Source organism: Roseomonas sp. AR75 (assembly GCF_005222815.1).
Classification (GTDB): Bacteria; Pseudomonadota; Alphaproteobacteria; order Acetobacterales; family Acetobacteraceae; genus Falsiroseomonas.
In genome coordinates, this window is record NZ_STGB01000004.1 from 1,147,140 (window position 1) to 1,169,615 (window position 22,476).

The window sequence follows — 22,476 nt, forward strand, 5'->3', positions numbered from 1 at the left end:
AATGGGAGGGCCGAATGCCGGCAGCGATGCAGGACCGACGGAAGGAGGACGCGGACCTCGCCTTGCCCCGCCTGCCCGCCTTCCGCCGCGACGCGGTGGTGCCGTTGCACCACCAGATCCACAGCCACCTCTCAGCAGCCCTTCGGGCCGGCCAGGTCCCGCCCGGCGCCGCCCTGCCTTCGGAGCCCGATCTCTGCCGCCACTACGGCGTCAGCCGCGGCACGCTGCGCCACGCGCTGCTGGAACTGGTACGGGAAGGCCTGATCGAGCGGCATCAGGGCCGCGGCTCCTTCGCGCGCGCGCCGAAGCAGGAAGGCGCCATCGCCGGGTCCTATCGCCGCTTCCGCGCCGAAGGGCCGCCGCTCGATCCGGGCGGACGCGTGCTGGCGCTGAAGCGCATGCCGGCGCCTGCCGGGGTTGCCCAGGTGCTCGGCCTCGCCCGCGGCCTGCCGGCCTGGCGCATCGAGCGGCTGCGCAGCGTGAAGGGGCAGCCCATCGCGGTTCAACTGTCCTGGCTGCCGGTGGCGCTCTGCCCCGAACTGGACCGCAGGGAACTGTCCGAACGCCATCTGCTGGACGTGCTTCGCGACCGGTGGGGCGTGGAGTTCTCCCACGCAGACGAGTTCATCGAGCCGACCGTGGCCGATGCGGTCACCGCGCAGCGCCTCGGCATCGCGCCGGGCACGCCGATGTTCCGGCTGGAGCGCCGCACCTACCTGCCCGGCGGGCAGGTGGGCGAGTATCGCCACGCGCTGATGCGCGGCGACATCTACCGCTATCGCGTGGAGTTGCGCTGATGGACTGGCAAGTCGACACCGATCTGCCGGCGGACGCCACGGCGGGCGCCCCGCTCGATTTCCGCATTGCCTTGCGCGGCGATGCGCTGCCGCCGGGCGCGAAGGTCGCGCTGGTCTGGCATTGGCCGGCCGATTGGGCGCTTGAGGCGCCGGGCGCGCTCACCGTGCAGGCCGATGGCGTGGCGGCGCCGTGGCAGCGCGGGCGCCGCGCCGACTGGCATCCCTTCGACCACGCCGCCATCGCGTCTCTGCCCGAGGGCGGCAGGCCGGTATTCATCGCGCGCGGCCTCGGCGTGCAGACCTTCATGGAGGAACGCGCGCCGCTCTCGCTGCGCATCGACCCACGCGGCGCCGACAGCTGGACCGAGGTGGCGCGGCTGCATCTGCGCGTGCTGGGTGGCGCCCCGCACATGTTGGTCGCGACGGCGCCGAGCGACGTCGCGGTGGGCGAATCCTTCGCGGTGCATCTGCGGGTGGAGGATGTCTGGGGCAACCCTGCGCGTTTCCCGCCGATGCGGGTGGAGATCGGCGGTGCATCCGGCACGATCCGCGCGGAGGAAGGCGCAATGCTGCGCCTGACGCTGCGGCTGGACGCACCGGGCGTGCACCGGCTGGCGGCGCGTACGGAAACGGGCCTGGTCGCGGAGAGCAACCCGATCCTCTGTCACGCCACGCCGCCTGCGCAGCGCCGCCGCTGGGGCGACATCCACGCGCAATCCAGCATCGGCTGCGGCGCGCGCGCCATCGCCGACTATTTCCGCCACGCGCGCGACTTCGCCGCGGCGGATTTCTGCAGCCACCAGGCCAATTGCTTCATGGTCACGCGCGAGGAATGGGCCGAGACCGAACAGGTGACGCGCGACCTGCACGAACCGGGCCGCTACATCACGCTCCTCGGCGTCGAGTGGTCCGGCGTGCCGGCGGTGGGCGGCGACCACAACCTGTATTTCCCTGGCGACGCGGCGGCGTTGCATCGCTGCAGCCACATGCTCGTGCCGGACAAATCCGATCTCGACACCGACCTGCCGCACATCACCGACGTGCATCGCCATTATGCCGGGCAGGACGTGCTGATGGCGGTGCATGTCGGCGGCCGCACCAGCAACCTGACCTGGCACGCGCCCGCGCTGGAACGCCTGGTCGAGGTCCATTCCACCCACGCGACCTCCGAGTGGATGGTGGAGGAGGCGATGCGGCGCGGCTGGCGCTTCGGCATCACCGGCGGCAGCGACGGCGTGGATGGCCGCCCGGCCGCAAGCCATCCCGGCCGCCATGGCGTGCGCAACCTGCGCGGCGGTCTCACCGCGGTCCCGTTGCCGGAACTCACGCGCCCGGCGCTGTGGGACGCGCTGCGCGACGGCCGCACCTATGGCACCAACGGCCCGCGTATTCTGCTCGATTTCGCCCGCGTCGGACCTGCACGGTTCCGGATCAGCGCGGAGGGCACGGCACCGATTGCCGCGATCACGCTTTTGCGTGGCAGCGCAGCGGCCGCGCGCGCTGCGCTGCCACCGCGCGATCCCGCGCCCTCCGACTGGTGGCGGCTGCGCTGGTGGGGTGCGGCGGGCCGCGGCAACTGGTCGCAGACGCGCATGACCTGGGATGGCGAGGCGACGGTCTCCGGCGCGCTGCTGCTGGACGCGAAGCCGTGGCGCTGGGACACGCCGAGCGAAGGCGTTGCGCGCCACGACGCCGCGCATGTCGCGTGGCGCTCCATCACCGCGGGAAGCTGGGACGGCGTGCTTTTGCGCCTGGACGAGATCGCGCCCGGTGCATCGCTGCACGTTGCCGCGCCGCCGCTCTCCGCCGAGCTGCCGTTGGACTCCGCCCGTGTGGAACGCGTCGGTGGTGGCGATCCCGCATCCCGGCTCGTACTGGAACGCCTGCCGATCCTGCCAGCAGCGCCCGGCTGGACGGGCGAGCTGGAAGACCCCGATCCCCGCGACGACCAGCCGCATTGGCTGCGCGTGGAGCAGGAGGATGGCGGCATCGCCTGGTCCAGTCCGATCTGGCCGGCGCCGCCGTGAGCGCAACCGGCTCCATCGCGGTGCGCGGCGTGGTCAAGCGCTTCGCCACCGATGCGGCGGGCCTGCCGCCCGTGCTGGACGGCGTGGACCTCGCCATCGCGCCGAACGAGTTCGTCGCGCTGGTCGGCCGCAGCGGCTGCGGCAAGACCACGCTGCTCAACATCATCGCCGGCCTGGACGCCGCCACCGAAGGCGAGGTGCTGGTGGATGGCCGCCCCGTGACGGGCCCCGGCGGCGGCAAGGGCGTGGTCTTCCAGGGCAATGCGCTGTTCCCCTGGCTGACGGCTGCCGGCAACGTCGCCTTCGCCGCGCGCAACAGCGGCCTGTCGCGCGCCGAGGCGCAGGCCCGCGCGACGGAGCTGCTGCGCCTCGTGGGCCTGGACGCGGCGGCCCAAAAGTATCCGGTGGAGCTGTCGGGCGGGATGCAGCAACGCGTGGCCATCGCGCGCGCCCTGGCGCTCGATCCCGCCATCCTGCTGATGGACGAGCCGTTCGGCGCGCTGGACGAGATCACAAGGCAGGAGATGCAGGAGGAACTGCTGCGCGTGTGGCAGGCGCGGCGCAAGACCGTGGTCTTCGTCACGCATTCCATCACCGAGGCGATGGTGCTGGCGGACCGCATCGTCGTGCTGGCGCCGCGCCCCGGCCGCATCGTGCTGGAACGCCGCCCCGGCCTGCCGCGCCCGCGCCGCCGCGGCGACCCGGCGCTCGCGCATCTCGCCGAGGAGATCTGGGACGCGCTGCGCGACGACGCCTGGGCGCCGGCGGAGATCCCGGCGTGAGGCGCGCGGCGCCTGCGCTGCTGCTCACGGTCGCGCTGCTCGCGGCGTGGGAGGCGGCTTCGGCCGCCGGCCTGCTCTCGCCGCTGCGCTTCCCCGCGCCGTCGAAACTGGCGTCGAGCTTCTACGAGCTGGCGGTGGAAGGCTTCCCCTTCGGCGCGCTGCTCGGCGACCACGCGCTGATCACGCTGCAGCGCGTGCTGACCGGCTATGTGCTGGCGGTGCTGCTGGCGGTGCCGCTGGGCCTGCTGATCGGCTCATCCCTGTTGCTGGATCGCATGACGGCGCCGGTCGTCGCCTTCTGCCGCTCCGTCGCCACGCTCAGCCTCCTGCCGCTCTCGCTCGTCTGGTTCGGCACCGGCGAGCCGCAGAAGGTGTTCCTGATCTTCTACGGCTGCTTCTGGGTGATGCTGTCCAACGTGATCGCCGGCATCAAGCTGGTCGATCCGCTGCTGCTGCGCGCCGCGCGCAGCCTGGATACGAAGCCGCACGACATCTTCTTCCGCGTCATGCTGCCCGCCGCCCTGCCGCGCATCGCCGCCGGCGCGCGCGTCGCGCTCGGCATGGGCTTCGTGGTGATCGTGGGTGCGGAGATGATCGGCACCACGATGGGCCTCGGCGCGCTGATCATGGAAGCGCGCACCTTCTACCGCAGCGACATCACCCTGGTCGGCATGGCCTGCATCGGGGCCATCGGATTCGCCATCGCCATCGGCTTGACGCGGCTGGAAGCCTGGCTGATGCCCTGGCAGCGGCCTTCGCCGGAGAAGCCGTCGTGAAGGCGCGGCTGGAAGCCTCGCCCGTGCTGGCCGGCACGCTCGGCGTCGCGATCCTGCTGCTGGCGTGGGAGGTCTGGGCGCGGCTGATCTGGCGCGACCCGACGACCTTGCCTTCGCCCACGCAATCCGTCGCCGTCGCGCTCGGCCTGATCGGCCCGGCGGAGCTTGCGGCGCATGTGCTGACCAGCCTCGCGCGCATCCTGGCCGGCTTCACGCTGGCCGCCATCGCCGGCATCGCCGCCGGCATCCTCTGCGGCCGCAGCGACCTGGCGGAGCGCACGCTGCGTCCGATCCTCGAAGCCCTGCGCCCGATCCCGCCGCTCGCCTGGATCCCCATCGCCATCATCTGGTTCGGGCTGGGCGAGGGATCGAAGGTCTTCGTGATCTTCCTCGGCGCCTTCTTCCCGGTCTTCACCGCCGCCTGGCGTGGCACATCGCTGGTGCCGCCGGTGCTGATCGCCGCGGCGCGCAGCATGGATGTGCGCGGACCCGCGCTGCTGTGGCGCATCGTGCTGCCCGCCGCGTTGCCGGACATCGCCGTGGGTCTGCGCGTCGGCTTCGGCCTGTCGTTCGGCGTGCTGGTCGCGGCGGAACTCATCGCGGCGGAGCGCGGCATGGGCTATCTGGTGATGGAATCGCGCCAGCTCGGCCAGCTGGGCGTCGCGATCTTCGCCATCTTCCTCATCGGCCTCGTCAGCCTGCTGGCCGATCTGCAACTCGCCGCCATCATCCGCCGCACCGTCGGCCGCTGGCGTCCGGTCTAGTGCCATGAACAGGGAGAGAGACATGCATCGCAGGACCATCCTCGCCGGAGTCGGCGCCGCCATCGCCGCCCCAGCCTTCGCGCAGGGCAGGCCGGAGACATCGAGCCTCGCGCTCGGCTTCGGGCTCGATCCGGTCTTCGCGCCGCACATCGTTGCCATGCAGAAGGGCTGGCTGCGCGAGGCCGGCTTCACCGAGGTCACCACGCGCAGCTTCACCGGCGGCGCGTTGGCCGGCGAGGCACTGCTTTCGGGCGGCATCCAGCTTTGGACACCGGGCAATCTGCCGCCGATCTCCATGGCGCATACCGGCATCCCCATCGTCGTGCTCGGCACCAACTGCATCGCGACGGCAGCCGAGCTGCTGGTGGCGCGGAAGGATGCGAACATCCGCGCGCCGGAGGACCTTTACCGCATCCGCATCGGCCTGCTGGCCGGTTCCACCGCCTCCGCGACGCTGCACAACCTGGCGAAGCACTACAACCTGGATGAGCGGCGCCTGCAGGTGGTCAACATGCCGCCGCCGGAGCAGCTTGCCGCGCTGAATGGCGGGCAGATCGGCGCGCTGCTGTGCTGGCAGCCCTGGGGCTACAATGCGCTGCGCAGCGACGCCAACGAGCTGCTGCACAGCGGCACGACCAGCAACTTCGCGTCCAACCGCGGTGCGGCGGTGCAGGTCTCGGCCACGCGTTCCATCTTCGTGGCCTCGCAGGATTTCGTGAAGCGCAATCCCAATGCGACGCGCGCGCTGATGGCGGTGCTGGTGCGGGGGCAGCGCTACGTCGCCGATCCCGCGAACCGCGCCGAGATCCTGCCGATGATCGCCGAGCAGACGCGGCAGCCACGCGAGCTGGTGGAGGCGATCTGGGGCCAGTACGTCTTCGATCCCGCCTTCGACCAGCCCTATGTCGCGGACATGGAGAACATGACGGCGTATCTGGTGGCCTCCGGCCGCGTGCGGCAGGCACGCAACCCGCTGGACTACACCTACACAGACCCGGTCGCCGCGGCCGATCCGGCGCTGGTGAAGGTGCCGGGCCGCTGGAAGCCGTGACGCTCGGCGTCGCCATCGCGGGCGCGGGCTTCATTGCGGAATACCACCTCGCCGCGCTGGCCCGCCTGCCCGAGGTGTCGCTGCGCGCGGTGATGTCGCGCCGGCTGACATCCGCCGAAGCCGTCGCGCGGCGCTTCGGCATCGGCGATGCAACCGACAGCCTGGATGCGTTGCTCGCGCGCGCGGATGTGCAGGCCGTCGTGGTGGCGACACCGGACGACACGCATGAGGCCGTCGCCAGCGCCTGCCTGGAAGCCGGCAAGGCCGTGCTGCTGCAGAAGCCGATGGCCGGCGACAGCGCCGCCTGCCGTAGGCTGATCGCGGTCGCCGAGCGCACCGGCAGCGACCTCCAGGTTTCCTGGATGCACCGCTACTTCGAGGAAGTGGACGCGGCGCGTGCCCTGATCGCGCAAGGGGCCATCGGCCGCGTCACCTCCCTCCGTCTGCGCAACGCCACACCCGGGCCGGATTGGGGCGCCTGGTTCTTCCAGGCTGGGCGCGTCGGCGGCGGCGTCGTGCTGCAACTCGGCGCGCATGGCATCGACCTGCTTGAGCACATGTTCTCCGACATCGCCACCGTCTCCGCGCACACCGCCACGCTGGTGCCGGTGCGGCGCCTGGCGGACGGCAGCGAGGTGCGCGTGGAGAACGCCGACAGCGCCTGGGCGACCTATCGCCTGGCCGACGGCATCGTCGCCAGCCACGAGATGTCGATGATCGAGGCCGCCGGCTGCGACCGCTTCCGCATGGAGATCTACGGCACGGAGGGCACGATCTGGCTGCGGACGGAGCGCGGTCGCCTGGCCGTGTTCACCCGCGATCACGGCTGGCGCATGCCGGACCTGTCGCAGGCCACGCTCGGCGTTGCGCATCACCGCCACTGGGTCGCGGGGCTGCTCGGTGCGGCGCCGAAGGCCGATACGGCGCGCGCCGGCCTGCGAAGCCTGCTGGTCGCCGAGGCGATCGCGCGTTCCCATATGGCATCGGGGACAGAGACAGTGGTGGAGGCCGTGTGATGATCCGCATCGCGATCCTCTCCTTCGCGCACTACCACGCGAATTTCTGGGCCGAGGAGTTCCGGGCGCAGGACGGCATCGAACTCGCCTGCGTCTGGGACGACGACGCGGCGCGCGGGCAGGATGCCGCCGCCCGCTTCGGCACGCGCTTCGAGCCGGACCTTGGCGCCGCGCTCGGCGCCTGCGACGGCGTCGCGATCTGTTCCGAGACGCGCCAGCACCTGATGCTGTGCCGCGAGGCCGCCGCCGCGGGACGCGCCATCCTCTGCGAGAAGCCCACCGCGCGGAACGTCGCGGAGGTTGACGCCATCGCCGAGGCCGCCGCGGCCACCGGCGTGCTGTTCATGCAATCCTTTCCCAAGCGCCTCGACCCCGCTTCCCACGCGCTGAGGCGCATCGTGGAGGAGGGAACATTGGGAAAAATCCACACCGTCCGCATCCGCCACGGCCATTTCTACGGCACCGCCGAGGATTTCCGGTCGCGCTGGTATGTCCGCATCGGCGAGAGCGGCGGCGGCGCGCTGCTGGACGAAGGCGTGCATGGCGCGGATTTCCTCCGTTGGCTGTTCGGCCCGCCGGCCAGCGTGATCGCCACGACCTCCGCCGCGACGCTGGGCCTCGAAGTCGAGGACAACGCGACCGCCGTCTTCACCTGGGCCAGCGGCATCACCGCCGAGCTCACCGCCAGCTTCCTCTTCGCCGCGGGATCGGATTCGGTCGAGCTCTACGGCACCACCGGCACGGCGCTGCTCGGCGGCGTGGATCTCGCCTCGCGCGACATCACGGAAGCGCCCTTCCTGCGCGTCTATGCCGGCGGTGACCGCGTCTGGCGCGCCGAGGATGTCGTGCCGCGCTTCAAGCAGGGCCGCTTCCACCACGCCAATGCCGCCGCCTTCGCCGCCTGCCTGCGCGACGGCGCCGCGCCGCCCGCCACGCTGGCGGACGGACGCGGCGCGCTGCTGATGATCGAGCGCGCCTACCAGGCCGCCGCCACCGGCGCCCGGCAGGAGATCGGCGCGTGATCAACGTGGTCATGCTGGGCTGCGGCGGCTTCGCGCGGCGCTACCACATCCCGGCCCTGCTGGCCGATGACGGCGTGCGCATCGCCGGCATCTTCGACCCGCAGCCGGCGGACGCCGTGCGCGCGATCTCCGCGCGCAGCGGCGCCGCGCTCGTCGCGCGGCTGGAAGACCTGCCCGATCTCGGTGGCACCACGCTCGCCATCGTCACCACGCCGCACACGCTGCATGCCGCGCATGTCGCCGCGGCGCTGGCGCGCGGCTGGCACGTGCTGTGCGACAAGCCCTTCGTGATGCATGCCGCCGAGGCGCGCGACCTCGCGGCCGAGGCCGAACGCCGTGGCCTGCGCAACGCCGTCGCCTTCAATCGCCGCTACGACCGCGGCTGCCTGCGCGCCAAGGCGGCGCTGGATGCCGGCGCCATCGGTCCGGTGCGCTTCGTGCAGACCATCCAGCTCGGCTACGAGCGCGCGGGCTGGTTCCTCGATCCCGCGCTCGGCGGCGGCGGTCCGTACACCGGCCGCGCCAGCCACCTGGCGGACCTCATCCCCTGGCTGCTGCGCCGAGCGCCCACCGCGCTGCGCAGCCGCGTGCGGCAGGGTCCGCCCGGCCGCAGCGACCATGGCGGCTTCATCGAGCTGCTGTTCGGCGAGCTCGAATGCCACATGACCTGCATCGAGGAAGGCTGGCATGGCTGGGACGAGATCCGCATCTTCGGCGAGTCCGGCCTGATCGAGCTGCATCGACCGCTGAAGTTCCCGCTCGGCTGGTCCTGCCGCATCCACAGCCAGGGCGGCGCGGCGATGGAATGGCTGGAGGCCGATCCGGTGCATGGCGACGCCACCCGCGACATGCTCGCGGCGCTGCGCAGCGGCAGCGCCGTCGCCTGCGATTTTCGCGCGGCCGTCACCTCCGTCGCCGTGGTGGAAGCCGCCTTCGCCTCTGGTCGCGACGGCGCTTGGAAGGCGCTTGGCGCATGATCCCGCTTTCGCTTGACATGGGCGGCGGCGGCGCGATGGCACTGCACGCCTTCCCGCCGCCGGCGGGCATGGCGCCGAAGGGCGGCGTGATCTTCTACATGGACGCCTTCGGCCTGCGCCCGGAGCTCGACGGCCTCTGCGAGCAGTATGCGCAGGATGGCTGGTTCGCGCTGCTGCCCGATCTCTACTGGCGGCTGCCGCGCCGCAGCTTCCCGGTGCCGCCGAGTGCCGGCGCGCCGCTCGATCCCGCCATGACCGAGGCGAACCTCGCCACCACCATGACGATGACCACCGCCGACACGCGGATCGTCCTGGATGACGCTGCGCGGCGCTTCGGCCTGCAGCGCTTCGGCGCCGTCGGCCATTGCATGGGCGCGCGCCACGCGCTGGCCGCCGCCACCGCCTGGCCCGACCGCGTGCTGGCGGCCGCCTGCCTGCATGGCGGGCGCATGGTGACGGAGGGCGCGGACAGTCCGCACCTGCTGATCCGCCGCTGCCCCGGCCCGCTCTACATCGCCATGGCGCGCGACGACGAGACCTGCCCCGAGGCGCATCAGCGCCTGCTGGAAGCGGAGGCGCAGGCGGCCGGTCCGCGCGTCACCATCGAGCGCGTCGATGCGCTGCATGGCTGGACCTTTCCGGAGCGCTATTGTTACGACGCAGCGGCAGCGCGGCGCGGCTTCGCCCATGTCCGCGGACTCTTCGGCGGTGCCATCGCAAGCCCTCCCACGGGATCGTGATTCGCCGGGAACGCGGCCGCAACGGTCGCGTTCCTGCGATGGGCGCTCCCGCCCGAAGGGTCTATATAAGCGCCGATGTCTGCCCCCCTCAGCACGCGCCTCGTCGCGCCCGCCTTCCTGGCCGGCGGCGGAGAGATGGGCGAGCGCATCCGCCGGCACGACTGGGCGGCGACGCCGCTCGGGCCGCTTGGCGCCTGGCCGCAGCCTTTGCGCGTCGCCCTCGGCATCTGCCTGCATTCCAGCTTCCCGACCGCGATCTACTGGGGGCCGGATCTGCGGCTGCTCTACAACGACGCCTGGGCGGTGATCCCCGCGGAGCGCCATCCCTGGGCGCTCGGTCGGCCGGCGCGCGAGGTCTGGGCCGATATCTGGGAGGTGGTGGCGCCGCAATTCGCGCGTGTGATGGACACTGGCGAAGGCTTTTCCACCTTCGACCAGATGCTGCCGATGCAGCGTGGCGGGCGCAAGGAAGAAACCTACTGGAACTACAGCATCACGCCGATCCACGGTGCGGACGGCCGCGTCGCCGGCATCTTCAACCAGGGCAACGAGACCACGGAGCGCGTGCTGGCGGAGCGCCGGCAGACCTTCCTGCTGGCGTTGGCCGATCGGCTGCGCGCCCTGTCCGACCCGCGGCAGGTGATCGCCGCCACGCAGGAAGCCCTCGGCCGCCATCTCGGCGCGAACCGCGTCGGCTACGGCGAGGTGGACGCCACGGCGCGCTGGCTGACGACCGACGGAAACTGGACCGACGGCGCCGTCTCGCAGACGCCCCGCACCCGCGACCTCGCTGCCTTCGGGCCGGAGATCCTGGCCACGCTGCGCAGCGGCAGCACGCTCGTCGTGCATGACATCGTGACGGACCCGCGCACCGCCACGCCAGAAAGCCGCGCCGCCTTCGCACGCATCGAGGCGGCGGCGGCGGTGGCGGCCACCTTCGTGCAGGGTGGCCGCGTCCGCGCCGGCCTCTTCGTGCATTCACGCAACGCCCGGCGCTGGTCCGACAGCGACATCCGCCTGGTGGAAGCCGTCGCGGAGCGCACCTGGGCGGCGGTGGAACGCGCCCGCGCCGAGACCGCCCTGCGGGAGAGCGAGGCGCGCTTCCGCATCATGGCCGATTGCGCGCCCCTGATGCTGTGGGTGACGGAGCCGGACGGAAGCTGCAGCTACCTGAACAGGAACTGGTACGACTATACCGGCCAGACCGAGGCCGAGGCGCTGGGCTACGGCTGGCTTGAGGCGGTGCATCCGGAGGACCGCGCCCGTTCCGCCGAGTGCTTCCGCGCCGCCAATGAGCGCAGCGAGGCGTTCCGCCTGGAATACCGCCTCCGCCGGCATGACGGCGCCTATCGCTGGGCCATCGACGCGGCGGCGCCGCGCTTCGGCGAGCACGGCGAGTTCCTCGGCTATGTCGGCTCCGTCATGGACATCGACGAGCGCCACGAGGCCGAGACGCGGCTGCGCGCCAGCGAGGAGCGCTACCGCAACCTGGCGGAGACGCTGGAGCACCGCGTGGCGGAGGCCGTTTCCGAACGCGCCCGCACCGAGGAGGCGCTGCGCCAGGCGCAGAAGCTGGAGGCGATCGGCCAACTCACCGGCGGCGTCGCGCATGACTTCAACAACCTGCTGACGGTGATCCGCTCCTCGGCCGACCTGCTGCGTCGCGACGACCTGCCGGAAGCGCGGCGCCGCCGCTACCTCGACGCCATCCGCGACACGGTGGACCGCGCCGCGCGCGTCACCGGCCAGCTTCTCGCCTTCGCGCGTCGCCAGGCGCTGCGCCCGCAGGTGTTCAGCGCGGCGGAGCGCGTGCTGTCGGTGACCGACATGCTGCGCTCCGTGCTCGGCTCCCGCGTGCGGCTGGCGGTGGATGCCGGCTGCGGCGACTGCCTCGTGCTGGCCGATCCCAGCCAGTTCGAGGCCGCGCTGGTCAACATCGCCGTCAACGCCCGCGACGCGATGGATGGGGAGGGGCTGCTCTCCGTCAGCGTGCGGCAGGTGGCGGGGATGCCGCGCATCCGCGGCCATTCCGGCGGAGCCGGGGATTTCGTGGCGATCGCGCTGGCCGACACCGGCTGCGGCATCCCGCCCGAGCGCATCTCCCACATCTTCGAGCCGTTCTTCACCACGAAGGAGGTCGGCAAGGGCACCGGCCTCGGCCTTAGCCAGGTCTACGGCTTCGCCAAGCAGTCCGGCGGCGACGTGGCGGTGGCGAGCGAGGTCGGCCGCGGCACCACCTTCACCCTCTACCTCCCGCGCGCCTCGCAGGAGGACGCCGTCCTGCTGCAGGAGGCGGAGGCGCAGGACGCGCCGGAGAGCGGCGAGGGGCTGCGCGTGCTGCTGGTGGAGGACAATGCCGAGGTCGGCGCCTTCACCGCGCAGATCCTGCGCGACCTCGGCTTTCCCACGGTGCTCGCGGCCAACACGGCGGAGGCGCTGGCGCGGCTCGAGGAGCCCGAGGCGCGCTTCGACGTGGTGTTCTCCGACGTCGTGATGCCCGGGCGCAGCGGCATCGAGCTCGGCGAGGAAGTGCGGCGGCGCTATCCCGGTGTCGCGGTGGTGCTGACCTCCGGCTACAGCCATGTGCTGGCCGAGGAAGGCCGCCACGGCTTCGAACTGCTGCACAAGCCCTATGCCGCGGCGGAACTCTCGCAGGTGCTGCGCCGCGCCGCGCGCAATGCTCAGCGCGCGGGATAGGCGGAGATCGCCAGCGTGTATTCGTCCGCGCGGCCGCGATAGCCGAAGCCGCGCCGCGTCGCCCAGGCGGCGCGCTGGAAATACAGCGGCACCAGCGCCCGGTCGGGAAGCGCGATATCGGTCGCGCGGGCCAGCGCTGCCGCGCGCCGTGCGGCATCCGTCTCCGTCATCGCCGCGTCCAGCGCCGCCTCGAACGCTTCGTTGGCGTAGCCGAGGAAATTGAGCTGCCCCCAGCCGCTCGGCCGGCCGCGGGCGCCAAGCAGCGCCCGCAGCGCCAGCGCGGCGTCGCCGGTCTCGGTGGACCAGCCATTCAGCGCGAAGCTGGCCTCGCCCCGGATCATGCGTGCGCGCAGCACGCTGTTCGGCAAGGCCGCCGGCTCCACCGACAGGCCGATGCGGCGCAGCATGGTCGCGACGGCCACCAGCACCTTCTCGTCGTTCAGGTAGCGGTCGTTCGGCCCGTGCAGCACCAGCCGCGCCTCTGCCGGCATGCCGGCCTCGCGCAGCAGCCGGCGCGCTTCCGCCGGGTCGAAGCGATCGGGCGGCAATGCCGCGCTGGCCCCCGGCCAGCCCGGCGGCACCACCTGTCCCGCGGGCTCCGCCGCCCCGCCCATCACCTGTTCCGCCAGGGCCGCACGATCGATCGCCAGGCTGATCGCCCGGCGCACCCGCGCATCGCGCAGCGGGTTCGGCTGCAGCGGCCGACCCGCCGCATCCGTGACGAACGGGGAGGCGTCGCGCGTCAGGTCCAGGTTGAGGAAGATGATGCGCGTCGTCGTCGCCAGCAGCAGCCCGATGTCGTCGCGCCGCGCCAGCACCCCCAGCGCGCTGGTCGGCACCTGCTCGATCAGGTCGAGTTCGCCCGCGAGCAGGCCGGCGACGCGCGAGCCCTCGTTCGGTCGCGGCAGGATCTCCACCCGGCTCCAGGGCTGCGCCGGGCCCCACCAGCCCTCGTTGCGCGCGAGCGACAGCGCGGTGCCGCGGGTCCAGCCGACCAGGCGATAAGGCCCGGTGCCTGTCACCGCGCCGGCGTTGAACGCCTCCGTGCCGAGGCCGGCGGCGCCGCGGGGGATGATCATCGCCGCGGTCAGGTCGAAGGGCAGGCCGGCATGCGGCGCGGCGGTGCGCAGGTCCAGCGTCGCCGCATCCAACACCGTCACCGACCGAAGCTGCCTGTAATAGGAGGCATAGCCCCCCACGCCGCCCGGCGGGTCCATCGCGCGCGCCAGCGATGCCGCGACATCGGCCGCGCCGAAGGGCTGGCCGTCATGGAAGCGCACATCGGCGCGCAGCCGCACCACCCAGCGCGTCGCATCCGCCGGATCCATCGTCCAGGACGCCGCCAGCCCCGGCACCAGGCGGTGCTGCGCGTCATGCGTCACCAGCGTCTCGTAGATGTGGCGCAGCGCCTGGACGTTGGGCGCCGTGGCGCTCTGGTGCGGATCGAGCGTGCGCGTCTCCACCGCCACGCCGATGCGCAGCGGTTCCGCCGCGGCACCGGTGCCGAGGAGCAGGCCGAGCAGCAGAAGGCCGGCGCGCGCGGCGTCAGCCACGCGACGCCGCCTCTGTCCACAGCCGGCCGAGGCGCAGGTCCCACTCCGCCGGCTGGAAGCGGCCGGAGCCGCCGAGCATGTAGGGGGTGAGTTCACCCACTTTCGGCCCCTCCGCCGTCAGGTAGAAATCCACCCGCAGATGGACGAAGCCGGCGCCGAGCTTCTCCGCCAGCGCCGCCAGGCGCTGCGCCGTCGCGCGCGGCAGGCTGTGATCGCCGGGCTGTCGCTTCATGCGCATCGGCAGGCGCCGGCCCTCGGTGTCGAACCAGGCGTCCAGCCGCTGCGGCGTTGCCTTGGGGCCGATCATCACGCGGATGATCTCGGGCCTGCCGCCGAAGGTCAGCACCTGCGCCTCCGGCGGGTCGCCGCCATCCGGGCCGCGGAGCATCGGCTCCGCCAGCAGCCGGCGTGGCAGGTTGCGATAGCCCCATTCCAGCGAGACGTCGAAATAGTCGGTCGCAAGCCACCGCCTCGCCAGAGCCTGGAGCTCGGCGGGATCGCGGTCGGTTTCCTGGCGCAGGAAGGCGATGGCGCCGGAGGAATGGCTTGGCTTGACCACGCAGGGCAGGGGCAGGTCGTGCCAGGGCACCGCCTCCGCCCGCGTCCAGACGCCGAGCAGGGGCACGACATACTCGGCCCCGGCCCGTTCGGCGATGACCTCGCGCACGCGCAGCTTGTCGTTCAGCAGGCGCAGGCGCGGGTCGCGGTCGAAGATCATGCGATGCAGCACGTGCTCGCTGAAGCCGATGGGCGGATCGAGCCGCGGCGGCTGGCCGTGCCAGGCGATGAATCGGCGCACCAACTCACGCTGCACCAGTCGCGGCCCGATCACCGGCAGGCGGCGCCAATGGCGGACTGCCCAGGGCTGGGCGTCCCACGGCAGGTCATTGCGTAGCCTGGCGTCGAGCCGGTCGATCGCCTGCCCCGGCAGGGCGCGCAGCCGGCGGAGCGGCGCCGTGAAGCGCCAGCTTCGGGAGGCGAGCAGGGCCGCGTGCTCGGCGCGCAGCGCGGCGAGCGCCGCCTCGCAGGCGGCAAGGCGCCGCGCCGTCTCCTCCGGCGCCGCATCCTGGTGCAGGCGTGCGTCCTGGGCCTCCGGCATCGGCTTGATTACAGCACGGCGCGCGCAGCGGGGCGATCGGGAACGCGCCAGGCCGTGCGCCCTACGCCGCCCTACGCGGCTTGGGCGAAGGCGGCAGCCCTTCGAACAACCGAGAGATGTGTCGTGCCGCGAGGCGTGCGTCGAAGTTTTTTACAGTTCGGCGGAGAGGCGGAAGCCTCAGGAATTCGTCGGAAAATGCTGTTTGCGCTATGTCTTTCGGTCGGATGGTAGCCGGCAGAATGAAGCAAGAGCTGGCGAGCCTCGCAGGGTCGCGCGCGGGACGATGCGCATAACCAATTGATTTCGAACAATCATGGGTGCGGTGGAGTGTCATCGAGTCGGAAAACTTGACAGTTCGACCGGCAGCGCCGCGATGGGGCGCGTAGCAAGCCGTTCATTTCCTTACATTGTCGGCGTTGGCACGTAATCTGCTTACATAGCCGTCTGCCTATCCAACAATGTAGAGGGGGCCAAAATGGCGCGACGCATGACAGGATTGTGGGGCTTCGGCAGCGCCGCAGCGCTGTCGCTGACCGCGATGTTCGCCACGACTGCCGTCCAGGCGGCACCGATCCTGATCGCGACGCTCGACAAGAACGAGTGCGCCGGGGCCGGCGGGTTCTCGAACTGCTACGCGACCCAGACGGGTACCAATGATGACGGGGACAAGCGCTCCAACAGCATCATCAAGGTGAACTCGGACGGTACCGGCGACAAGAGCACGAACTATCCCAGCATCACCGGTTCGGAACTGGATGTGCAGTTGCTGACCGGCAACGTGCTGCAGATCACCTACACCCAGACCAGCCCGGATCCGGATGCGCACTATGTTGCGATCTTCCAGGCCGGCACGACGAAGCTGTTCTATGATTCGTCCGCGATCCGCGAATGGACGGTCGATCTCGACGCCTATTTCCCCAGCAATCCCGGCTACTCCCATGTGACGCTGTTCAACAGCGCCTACACCCCGCCGCCCGATCCCGGCGTCCCCACGCCGGAACCGATGTCGCTCGCGCTGTTCGGCCTCGGCCTCGCGGGCCTCGGCTTGGCGCGTCGCCGCAAGGGCTGAGGCGCCTTCATCGCTCGTCCGGAAGGCCGGCCCGCAGGGGCCGGCCTTTCTTGTTTCCGATGCGCCCCGATTGACGCCGCCGGCGGCCATGCGAAACACCCCGCATGTCCTTCCACATCCTCGTCACCGCCCCGGACCTCGACGCCTCCGGGCGCAGCTTGCTGGACGCCGCCGGCTGCCGGCTGGACTACGTCGCGCCGGCCGGCGCGCGGGCGGTGATGGAGCGCATGCTCGCCGCCACACCCTATGACGGCGTGATCTCCCGCTTCATCCCGATCTCGGCCGAGGCCATCGCAAGCTGCCCGAGCCTGCGCGTGATCTCCCGCGCCGCGGCCGGCTACGACGCGATCGACCTTGCCGCCGCAACCGCGCGCGGCATCCCCGTGCTGGCCGCGCCCGGCGCCAATGCGCAGTCGGTCGCGGAATTCACCATCGGCCTGATGATCGCCGCCGCGCGCAACATCCCCTTCCTCGACCGCACCAGCCAGGCAGGGGGCTGGGAACGCGGCAGCCCGCTCGGCCTCGAGCTGTCGGGCCGCACCCTCGGCCTGCTCGGCTACGGCCGCATCGCGCAGGCGGTCGCGAGGATCGCGCTGGCCATCGGCATGCAGGTCGTCGCCTGGAGCCCGCGCCTGGCGGAGGCTGGCGAGATCGCGCCCGTGCAGCGCGCCGCCTCCATGGCCGAGTTGCTGGACCGTGCCGACGTGCTCTCCCTGCACGCGCCGCTCACCGCCGGGACGCGCGGCATCATCAATGCCGAGACCCTGGCGCGGCTTGGGCCGGATGCGATCCTTGTGAATACCGGCCGCGGCGAGCTGGTGGACGAGCCCGCGCTGGCCTCGGCGCTGAAGGCGGGCCGGCTGCGCGCCGCCGCACTGGATGTGCGGCCCGAGGAGCCGCCGCCACCCGTGACGGTGCTCACCGGCGTGCCCAACCTGATCCTGACGCCGCATCGCGGCGCGGCCACCACTGCCGCGCGCGCGGCGACGGCCCGGACCGCTGCGACGCAGTTGCTGGCCGTGCTACAGGGGCGCCCGTTGCCGGCGGGCGCCTGCGTCAACCCTCAGGTGCTGGGTGGCCCTGACGTTTGAGCGGACCGATTCAGACCTCCGGGGCTTTCGCCCCTTCGGTCATCGGGCCGCTTCAGGCGTTGGACGGCACCAGGCGATAGCCCGTCCCGGCCCGCTCCACGCGGCCGGTCGCCGGCATCGGGAAGTGGTAGCCTACCACCTGCAACCGGTCGGTCGCGGCGCGGTCGAGCAGGCGCTTGCGCGCCTCGATCGCCACGGGCGGGTCCATGTCGAAGATCGGCACCCACTCCGGATTGGTCATGAAGAAGAAGGGCGCGTTCACGACGTCGCCGATCACCAGAAGCTGGGCATTGCCGTCCGCCACGAGGAAGGAGTTATGCCCCGGCGAATGCCCCTCCGTCCCCAGGGCAGTGATGCCCGGCGCCACCTCGGCGCCCGGGCGGAAGGTGGTAACGCGGCCCTCATAGGGCGCGAATTTCTGCCGCACCATCGCGAAGCCGGGGCGGCGGCCGGGTGCGGCGCGGCTCTCCTCGCCGGCATCGTTCCAGAACGCCCATTCGCGCTCCGGCACCATCACCGGCGCGTTCGGGAAGGCGGCCTGGCCGTTCGCATCCGTCAGGCCGCCGATGTGGTCGCCGTGGAAATGCGTGTGGACGATCAGCACGACCTGCGCGGGGTCGAGCCCGGCGGCGCGCATGTTCGCGATCAGCTGGCTGCCCTGGATGCCGCGCCCGACATCCAGCATCACCAGCCCGCGCGGGGTCTTCACCACCGTCACGTTGAACGGGTTGTTCAGCGCCGGCCCCTGCAGGCCCGCGGCCTGCATCGCGGCGCTCACCTGGGCAGGCGTCGCATTGGTGATGAAGCCCTGCGTCGCATCGGGGCGCACGGCGATCCCGTCCGTGACGACGAAGGCTTCGAGCCCGCCGATAGGCACGCGGTGGAAGGCAGGGCCGGTCGCCTGCGCGGCGGCGGGCGAGAGGCCCGCGGCGAGCGGTATGCTCGCCGCGCCCATGGCGAGCGCGGCCCGCCGGGTGATGCTGGTCATGTGGTCTTCTCCCTCAGATGCCGTCGATCCAGTCGGCGGCGACATAGCGATAGCCCTGCCCGTCCCGGACAATCCGCCCGGCGATGGGGAAGGGGAAATGGTAGCCGGTGACCCAGATCCGGTCGGTCGCCGCGCGGTCCAACAGGCGGCGCCGGTTCGCCTCCGCGGCCTGCGGGTCCATGTCGAACACCGCATGCCAGCCGGGATTGCGCGCGAAAAGTTCCGGGCGGTTGGTGGTGTCGCTCAGCACCAGCAGCCCGGCGCCGCCATCGGCGACCTCGAAGGCGGTATGACCCGGCGTATGGCCATGCGCGGCGATGGCGCGCACCCCCGGCGTCACCTCGGCATCGCCGGCGAATTGCCGGATGCGGTTGCGATAGGGGCCGAAGCGGCGCTCCACCGCGGCGGCAATGCCGCGCAGCCCGTCCGGCATGCGGGCGATGCTGCCGGAATCGGTCCAGAAGCGCCATTCGGCTTCCGGTACTGCGATCTCCGCATTGGGGAAGACCGCCGCGTTGTCACGCGTCGTCAGCCCGGTGATGTGGTCGGGGTGGAAATGGCTGTGGACGACCAGCGTCACCTGCTCCGGCGCGATGCCGGCCGCGCGCATGTTGGCCATCGCATAGCCGCCGGTGGGGGACATCTGCCCGCCGGTGCCCGCGTCGAACAGCACCGTCGCCCGTCCCGTTTGCAGCAGCGTAAGCGAGAACGGGATTCGCAGCGGGTCGGTGCCCAGGAAGGCCTCGCGCGCCGCGCGCTCCGTCTCCTCGGCCGGCGCGTTGCGGATCAGGCCGGCGAGGGGCCGCTGGAAGTAGCCGTCATACAGCGTGGTGACGGTGAAGCTGCCGAGGCGGAAGCGGAAGAAGCCGGGCGTCGCGGGTGGCGTCGGCGTCGCCGCCGGCGCCTGGGCCAGGGCGGATCCTGCCCGCAGCAGCCCCGGCAGGGCGAGGGCAGCCGCCCCCGTCATGGCGATGCGACGGTTCATCCCTGGACCTCTCCCGCGGACTGATCAGCACGTCATGTCGTGTGCATGGCCCTGTTGCAAGGTATCGTTACGTTTTGCAGCATTGCGCCGGCAACCGAAGCCGGCCCGACGGCGCGCTCAGCGCCCGAACCCGACCACCGATTCCAGATGCGCCGACCAGCGGAACTGGTCCACCGGCGTCGCCGCCGTCACGCCGAAGCCCGCTGCGCGCAGTTCCGCGGCGTCACGCGCGAGCGCGACCGGATTGCAGGAGACATAGACCACATGGCGCAGCGTGCTGCGCGCGATCTGCGCCACCTGCTCCGCCGCGCCGCCATAGGGTGGGTCCAGGACCGCCACATCGAAGTCCTTCAGCTCCGCGGGCAGGAAGGGTTGGCGCACCAGGTCGCGGCGCAGCGCCTCGACCCGCGCAACCGCCTTCCGCGCCGCTGCATTCAGCGCGGCCGCCGCCTCCGCGCTGCCCTCCGCCGCCGTCACCCGCCCACGCGCCGCCAGCGGGAAGGACAGCGTGCCGATGCCGGCATAGAGATCGAGCAGCCTCGGCCGGACCGGCAGCTTCGCCGGCAGCGCCCGGAGCACCGCCGCGACGATCGCCGCCTCGCCCTCCCGGCTCGCCTGCAGGAAGGCGCCGGGGGGCGGCGCGACCTCGACGCCGCCGAGGGTGAGGCACACCGGCCCCGTCTGCGCCGCCGTCTCCGGCCCGTCCTCGCCGCGCGCCCAGGCGATTCGGGGGATGCCAAGCTGCACCGCCGCCGCGGCCAGCAGGCGGCGCCCGGTTGCGTCCAGGCTCGCATCGGTGCGCAGCAGCAGGTCCGGCCCGCTGTCGAGCAGGTTCACCACCGCCGAGCCCTCCCGCGCCAGCGCGGACAGGCGGCGCAGCACCACGCGCAGCTTCGCGATCAGCGTGAAGAGCTCGGGCTGCAGGATGTGGCAGGTCCGGAGATCCAGCACCTCCGCGCTGCCGCGCTTGTGGAAGCCGATGGCCACGCTCCCGTCCGGCCTGCGCCGCAGCGCCAGGTCGGCGCGGCGGCGGCTGTCGGGCGGCGTGACGAGGGTGTCGGCGACAAGCACATCGGCAAAGCCGGCGCGCGCCAGAGCGTCGCGCAGCCTGTCGCGCTTCCACGCGGCCTGGGCGACCAGATCCCAATGCTGCAACGCGCAGCCGCCGCAGCCCTCGGCGAAATGCGGGCAGGGCGGCGCGACCCGATCGGGGCTGGCCTGCAGGATGGCGTCCGCCGTCGCATGGCAGGCGCCTCCGCGCTTCGCACGGGGCGTCGCGCCAACGATCTCGCCGGGCAGCGCGCCGGCGACGTAGCAGGGTGTTCCATCCGGCAGCGTGGCGATCCCGTCGCCGCCGCTGCCCATGCCCGCGATGCGCAGTTCCGTCACAACTCGCCGCGGTCGAGCGCCCGGGCGGACAGCAGCATCTCCGCCAGCAGCAGCAGCAGGGTCACGGTGAGCAGCGCCATGCCGATCACCAGCAGGCCGACCACATGCACGCCGGCGCCGACCCCGAAGATCGGCTCCACGAAGGAGACGATCACCAGCAGGCAGAGCGAGATGGAGGCGACGATGCCGCAGACGATCGCGGCGAAGGAAAGCCGCCCGCGCATGCGCAGCAGCCGGCGCTGATGGGCCGAGGCGCCATCCTGCAGCGCCCGCTCCTGGTCGCCGATCCGCTGGAAGCGCGTGTTGAGCAGGTTCAGCACCGCCATGATGCCGCCGATCACGAAGGCCGGGGCGAGCGCGACCTGCAGCGCGCGCTCCACCGTCAGCAGGTCGTGGCCGGTCATCATGGCAGGGGCATCAGCCGCCGAAGGCGTTGAGCCCCGTCTGCGCGCGGCCGAGGATCAGCGCGTGCACGTCATGCGTGCCCTCGTAGGTGTTCACCGTCTCGAGGTTCATGACGTGGCGGATCACGTGGTACTCGTCCACGATCCCGTTGCCGCCATGCATGTCGCGCGCGACGCGGGCGATATCCAGCGCCTTGCCGCAGTTGTTGCGCTTCACCAGGGAGATCATCTCCGGCGAGGCCTTGTGCTCGTCGAACAGCCGCCCGACGCGCAGCACGGCATGCAGGCCGAGGGTGATCTCAGTCATCATGTCCGCCAGCTTCTTCTGGATGAGCTGCGTCTGCGCCAGCGGCTTGCCGAACATCTTCCGCCCGAGCGTGTAGTCCCGCGCCGCGTGCCAGCAGAATTCGGCGGCACCCAGCGCGCCCCAGGCGATGCCGTAGCGCGCGCGGTTCAGGCAGGAGAAGGGTCCAGCGAGGGACTTCACGCCCGGCAGGCGGTTCTCCTCGGGAACGAAGACCTCGTCCATCATGATCATGCCGGTCGTGCTGGCACGGAGGGAAAACTTGCCCTCGATCTTCGGGAAGGTCAGGCCCTTCATCCCGCGCTCCAGGATGAAGCCGCGCAGCACGCCCTCGTCGTCCTTCGCCCAGACCACGGCAACGTCGGCGATCGGCGAATTGGTGATCCAGGTCTTGGAGCCGCTGACGAGATAGCCGCCATCGACCTTCTTCGCGCGCGTGCGCATGGAAGCCGGGTCGGAGCCCGCATCCGGCTCGGTCAGGCCGAAGCAGCCGACCCATTCGCCCGTGCGCAGCTTCGGCAGGTATTTCTGACGCTGCTCCTCCGACCCGAAGGCGTGGATCGGGAACATCACCAGGGATGACTGCACGCTGAAGGCGCTGCGGTAGCCGGAATCGACGCGCTCGACCTCGCGCGCCATCAGCCCGTAGGCAACATAGGACACGCCGGCGCAGCCATAGCCTTCAAGCGTGGCGCCCAGGAAGCCCATCTCGCCGAACTCGTTCATGATCTCGCGATCGAAATGCTCATTGCGGTTCGCCATGAGCACGCGCGGCATCAGCTTTTCCTGGCAGAACTCGCGCGCGGAATCGCGGATCATCCGCTCGTCTTCCGTCAGCTGCTCGTCGAGCAGCAGCGGGTCGTCCCACTTGAAGGGCGGCAGCGCCGACTTCTTCGCGACCGGGGCGACGACGTTCATGGATTCCTCCTCGCGGCGCGGCAGGGG

The 22,476-nt window shown here is 71.6% G+C and carries 20 protein-coding genes; 13 read left to right on the plus strand and 7 right to left on the minus strand.

The genetic code is table 11. The annotated features are described in order from the left end of the window. Window positions 1-14: 14 nt before the first annotated feature. The 11 genes from E4T13_RS19445 to E4T13_RS19490 all read left to right on the plus strand — a co-directional run bounded on the left by E4T13_RS19445 (window position 15) and on the right by E4T13_RS19490 (window position 12,649). Complete coding sequence (locus tag E4T13_RS19445) at window positions 15-797, plus strand: GntR family transcriptional regulator (RefSeq protein ID WP_137179916.1); 783 nt, start codon at window positions 15-17, stop codon at window positions 795-797. Continuing rightward, window positions 797-2,824: a hypothetical protein gene (locus E4T13_RS30245; protein ID WP_206030234.1), complete on the plus strand. Its 2,028-nt coding sequence runs from the start codon at window positions 797-799 to the stop codon at window positions 2,822-2,824. Before E4T13_RS19445 ends, E4T13_RS30245 begins: the two co-directional genes overlap by 1 nt. Beyond that, complete coding sequence (locus tag E4T13_RS30250; protein ID WP_206030235.1) at window positions 2,821-3,606, plus strand: ABC transporter ATP-binding protein; 786 nt, start codon at window positions 2,821-2,823, stop codon at window positions 3,604-3,606. Before E4T13_RS30245 ends, E4T13_RS30250 begins: the two co-directional genes overlap by 4 nt. After that, window positions 3,603-4,382: an ABC transporter permease gene (locus E4T13_RS19455; RefSeq protein WP_170985081.1), complete on the plus strand. Its 780-nt coding sequence runs from the start codon at window positions 3,603-3,605 to the stop codon at window positions 4,380-4,382. The genes E4T13_RS30250 and E4T13_RS19455 overlap by 4 nt, the downstream gene beginning before the upstream one ends. Continuing rightward, on the plus strand, window positions 4,379-5,146 hold the full coding sequence (locus tag E4T13_RS19460; RefSeq protein WP_170985082.1) for an ABC transporter permease: 768 nt from the start codon (window positions 4,379-4,381) through the stop codon (window positions 5,144-5,146). Before E4T13_RS19455 ends, E4T13_RS19460 begins: the two co-directional genes overlap by 4 nt. A 22-nt stretch (window positions 5,147-5,168) precedes the next feature. Next, window positions 5,169-6,197, plus strand: coding sequence for an ABC transporter substrate-binding protein (locus E4T13_RS19465; protein ID WP_170985083.1), 1,029 nt, complete (start codon window positions 5,169-5,171; stop codon window positions 6,195-6,197). Next, window positions 6,194-7,213, plus strand: coding sequence for a Gfo/Idh/MocA family protein (locus E4T13_RS19470; protein ID WP_170985084.1), 1,020 nt, complete (start codon window positions 6,194-6,196; stop codon window positions 7,211-7,213). The genes E4T13_RS19465 and E4T13_RS19470 overlap by 4 nt, the downstream gene beginning before the upstream one ends. Beyond that, on the plus strand, window positions 7,213-8,235 hold the full coding sequence (locus E4T13_RS19475; protein WP_137179920.1) for a Gfo/Idh/MocA family protein: 1,023 nt from the start codon (window positions 7,213-7,215) through the stop codon (window positions 8,233-8,235). Before E4T13_RS19470 ends, E4T13_RS19475 begins: the two co-directional genes overlap by 1 nt. Beyond that, complete coding sequence (locus tag E4T13_RS19480) at window positions 8,232-9,212, plus strand: Gfo/Idh/MocA family protein (protein WP_137179921.1); 981 nt, start codon at window positions 8,232-8,234, stop codon at window positions 9,210-9,212. Before E4T13_RS19475 ends, E4T13_RS19480 begins: the two co-directional genes overlap by 4 nt. Further along, window positions 9,209-9,952, plus strand: coding sequence for a dienelactone hydrolase family protein (locus E4T13_RS19485; protein ID WP_170985085.1), 744 nt, complete (start codon window positions 9,209-9,211; stop codon window positions 9,950-9,952). The genes E4T13_RS19480 and E4T13_RS19485 overlap by 4 nt, the downstream gene beginning before the upstream one ends. 75 nt (window positions 9,953-10,027) lie before the next feature. Further along, entirely contained in the window at window positions 10,028-12,649 is a 2,622-nt protein-coding gene (locus E4T13_RS19490) for a PAS domain S-box protein (RefSeq protein WP_137179923.1), read from the plus strand. Here the strand turns inward: E4T13_RS19490 and E4T13_RS19495 are convergent. Together E4T13_RS19495 and E4T13_RS19500 are read right to left on the minus strand one after the other, a co-directional pair. After that, a complete protein-coding gene (locus E4T13_RS19495; protein WP_137179924.1) occupies window positions 12,634-14,202 on the minus strand; it encodes an ABC transporter substrate-binding protein in 1,569 nt (522 codons plus the stop codon). The genes E4T13_RS19490 and E4T13_RS19495 overlap by 16 nt on opposite strands. Beyond that, complete coding sequence (locus E4T13_RS19500) at window positions 14,195-15,301, minus strand: ATP-grasp fold amidoligase family protein (protein ID WP_137179925.1); 1,107 nt, start codon at window positions 15,299-15,301, stop codon at window positions 14,195-14,197. The genes E4T13_RS19495 and E4T13_RS19500 overlap by 8 nt, the downstream gene beginning before the upstream one ends. 475 nt (window positions 15,302-15,776) lie before the next feature. On the opposite strand from E4T13_RS19500, the gene E4T13_RS19505 reads away from it, so the two are divergent. After that, the gene (locus E4T13_RS19505) at window positions 15,777-16,370 is read left to right on the plus strand and encodes a PEP-CTERM sorting domain-containing protein (protein WP_137179926.1); all 594 of its coding nucleotides are present in this window, start codon (window positions 15,777-15,779) and stop codon (window positions 16,368-16,370) included. 104 nt (window positions 16,371-16,474) lie between these two features. Next, window positions 16,475-17,461: an NAD(P)-dependent oxidoreductase gene (locus tag E4T13_RS19510; protein WP_137179927.1), complete on the plus strand. Its 987-nt coding sequence runs from the start codon at window positions 16,475-16,477 to the stop codon at window positions 17,459-17,461. Window positions 17,462-17,513: 52 nt separating this feature from the next. Here the strand turns inward: E4T13_RS19510 and E4T13_RS19515 are convergent, their stop codons facing one another. The 5 genes from E4T13_RS19515 to E4T13_RS19535 form a co-directional block, all read right to left on the minus strand. Further along, complete coding sequence (locus E4T13_RS19515) at window positions 17,514-18,449, minus strand: MBL fold metallo-hydrolase (RefSeq protein ID WP_137179928.1); 936 nt, start codon at window positions 18,447-18,449, stop codon at window positions 17,514-17,516. Between the two features lie 13 nt (window positions 18,450-18,462). Next, the gene (locus tag E4T13_RS19520) at window positions 18,463-19,434 is read right to left on the minus strand and encodes an MBL fold metallo-hydrolase (RefSeq protein WP_137179929.1); all 972 of its coding nucleotides are present in this window, start codon (window positions 19,432-19,434) and stop codon (window positions 18,463-18,465) included. A gap of 117 nt (window positions 19,435-19,551) precedes the next feature. Further along, window positions 19,552-20,823: a class I SAM-dependent RNA methyltransferase gene (locus tag E4T13_RS19525; protein ID WP_240791202.1), complete on the minus strand. Its 1,272-nt coding sequence runs from the start codon at window positions 20,821-20,823 to the stop codon at window positions 19,552-19,554. Then, window positions 20,820-21,230 carry a DUF2721 domain-containing protein gene (locus E4T13_RS19530; protein ID WP_137179930.1) on the minus strand — a complete coding sequence of 137 codons (411 nt, stop codon included), beginning with the start codon at window positions 21,228-21,230 and terminating at the stop codon, window positions 20,820-20,822. Before E4T13_RS19530 ends, E4T13_RS19525 begins: the two co-directional genes overlap by 4 nt. 10 nt (window positions 21,231-21,240) lie before the next feature. Next, window positions 21,241-22,449, minus strand: a complete 1,209-nt coding sequence (locus tag E4T13_RS19535) for an acyl-CoA dehydrogenase (protein WP_137179931.1) — start codon at window positions 22,447-22,449, stop codon at window positions 21,241-21,243. Window positions 22,450-22,476 lie beyond the last annotated feature (27 nt).

Coding starts and splice junctions, on each gene's coding strand:
- E4T13_RS19535 (WP_137179931.1), bottom strand. CDS start 22,449: ATGAACGTCGTCGCCCCGGTCGCGAAGAAGTCGGCGCTGCCGCCCTTC.
- E4T13_RS19530 (WP_137179930.1), bottom strand. CDS start 21,230: ATGATGACCGGCCACGACCTGCTGACGGTGGAGCGCGCGCTGCAGGTC.
- E4T13_RS19445 (WP_137179916.1), top strand. CDS start 15: ATGCCGGCAGCGATGCAGGACCGACGGAAGGAGGACGCGGACCTCGCC.
- E4T13_RS30245 (WP_206030234.1), top strand. CDS start 797: ATGGACTGGCAAGTCGACACCGATCTGCCGGCGGACGCCACGGCGGGC.
- E4T13_RS19485 (WP_170985085.1), top strand. CDS start 9,209: ATGATCCCGCTTTCGCTTGACATGGGCGGCGGCGGCGCGATGGCACTG.
- E4T13_RS19510 (WP_137179927.1), top strand. CDS start 16,475: ATGTCCTTCCACATCCTCGTCACCGCCCCGGACCTCGACGCCTCCGGG.
- E4T13_RS19520 (WP_137179929.1), bottom strand. CDS start 19,434: ATGAACCGTCGCATCGCCATGACGGGGGCGGCTGCCCTCGCCCTGCCG.
- E4T13_RS19490 (WP_137179923.1), top strand. CDS start 10,028: ATGTCTGCCCCCCTCAGCACGCGCCTCGTCGCGCCCGCCTTCCTGGCC.
- E4T13_RS19465 (WP_170985083.1), top strand. CDS start 5,169: ATGCATCGCAGGACCATCCTCGCCGGAGTCGGCGCCGCCATCGCCGCC.
- E4T13_RS19505 (WP_137179926.1), top strand. CDS start 15,777: ATGGCGCGACGCATGACAGGATTGTGGGGCTTCGGCAGCGCCGCAGCG.
- E4T13_RS19515 (WP_137179928.1), bottom strand. CDS start 18,449: ATGACCAGCATCACCCGGCGGGCCGCGCTCGCCATGGGCGCGGCGAGC.
- E4T13_RS19500 (WP_137179925.1), bottom strand. CDS start 15,301: ATGCCGGAGGCCCAGGACGCACGCCTGCACCAGGATGCGGCGCCGGAG.
- E4T13_RS19475 (WP_137179920.1), top strand. CDS start 7,213: ATGATCCGCATCGCGATCCTCTCCTTCGCGCACTACCACGCGAATTTC.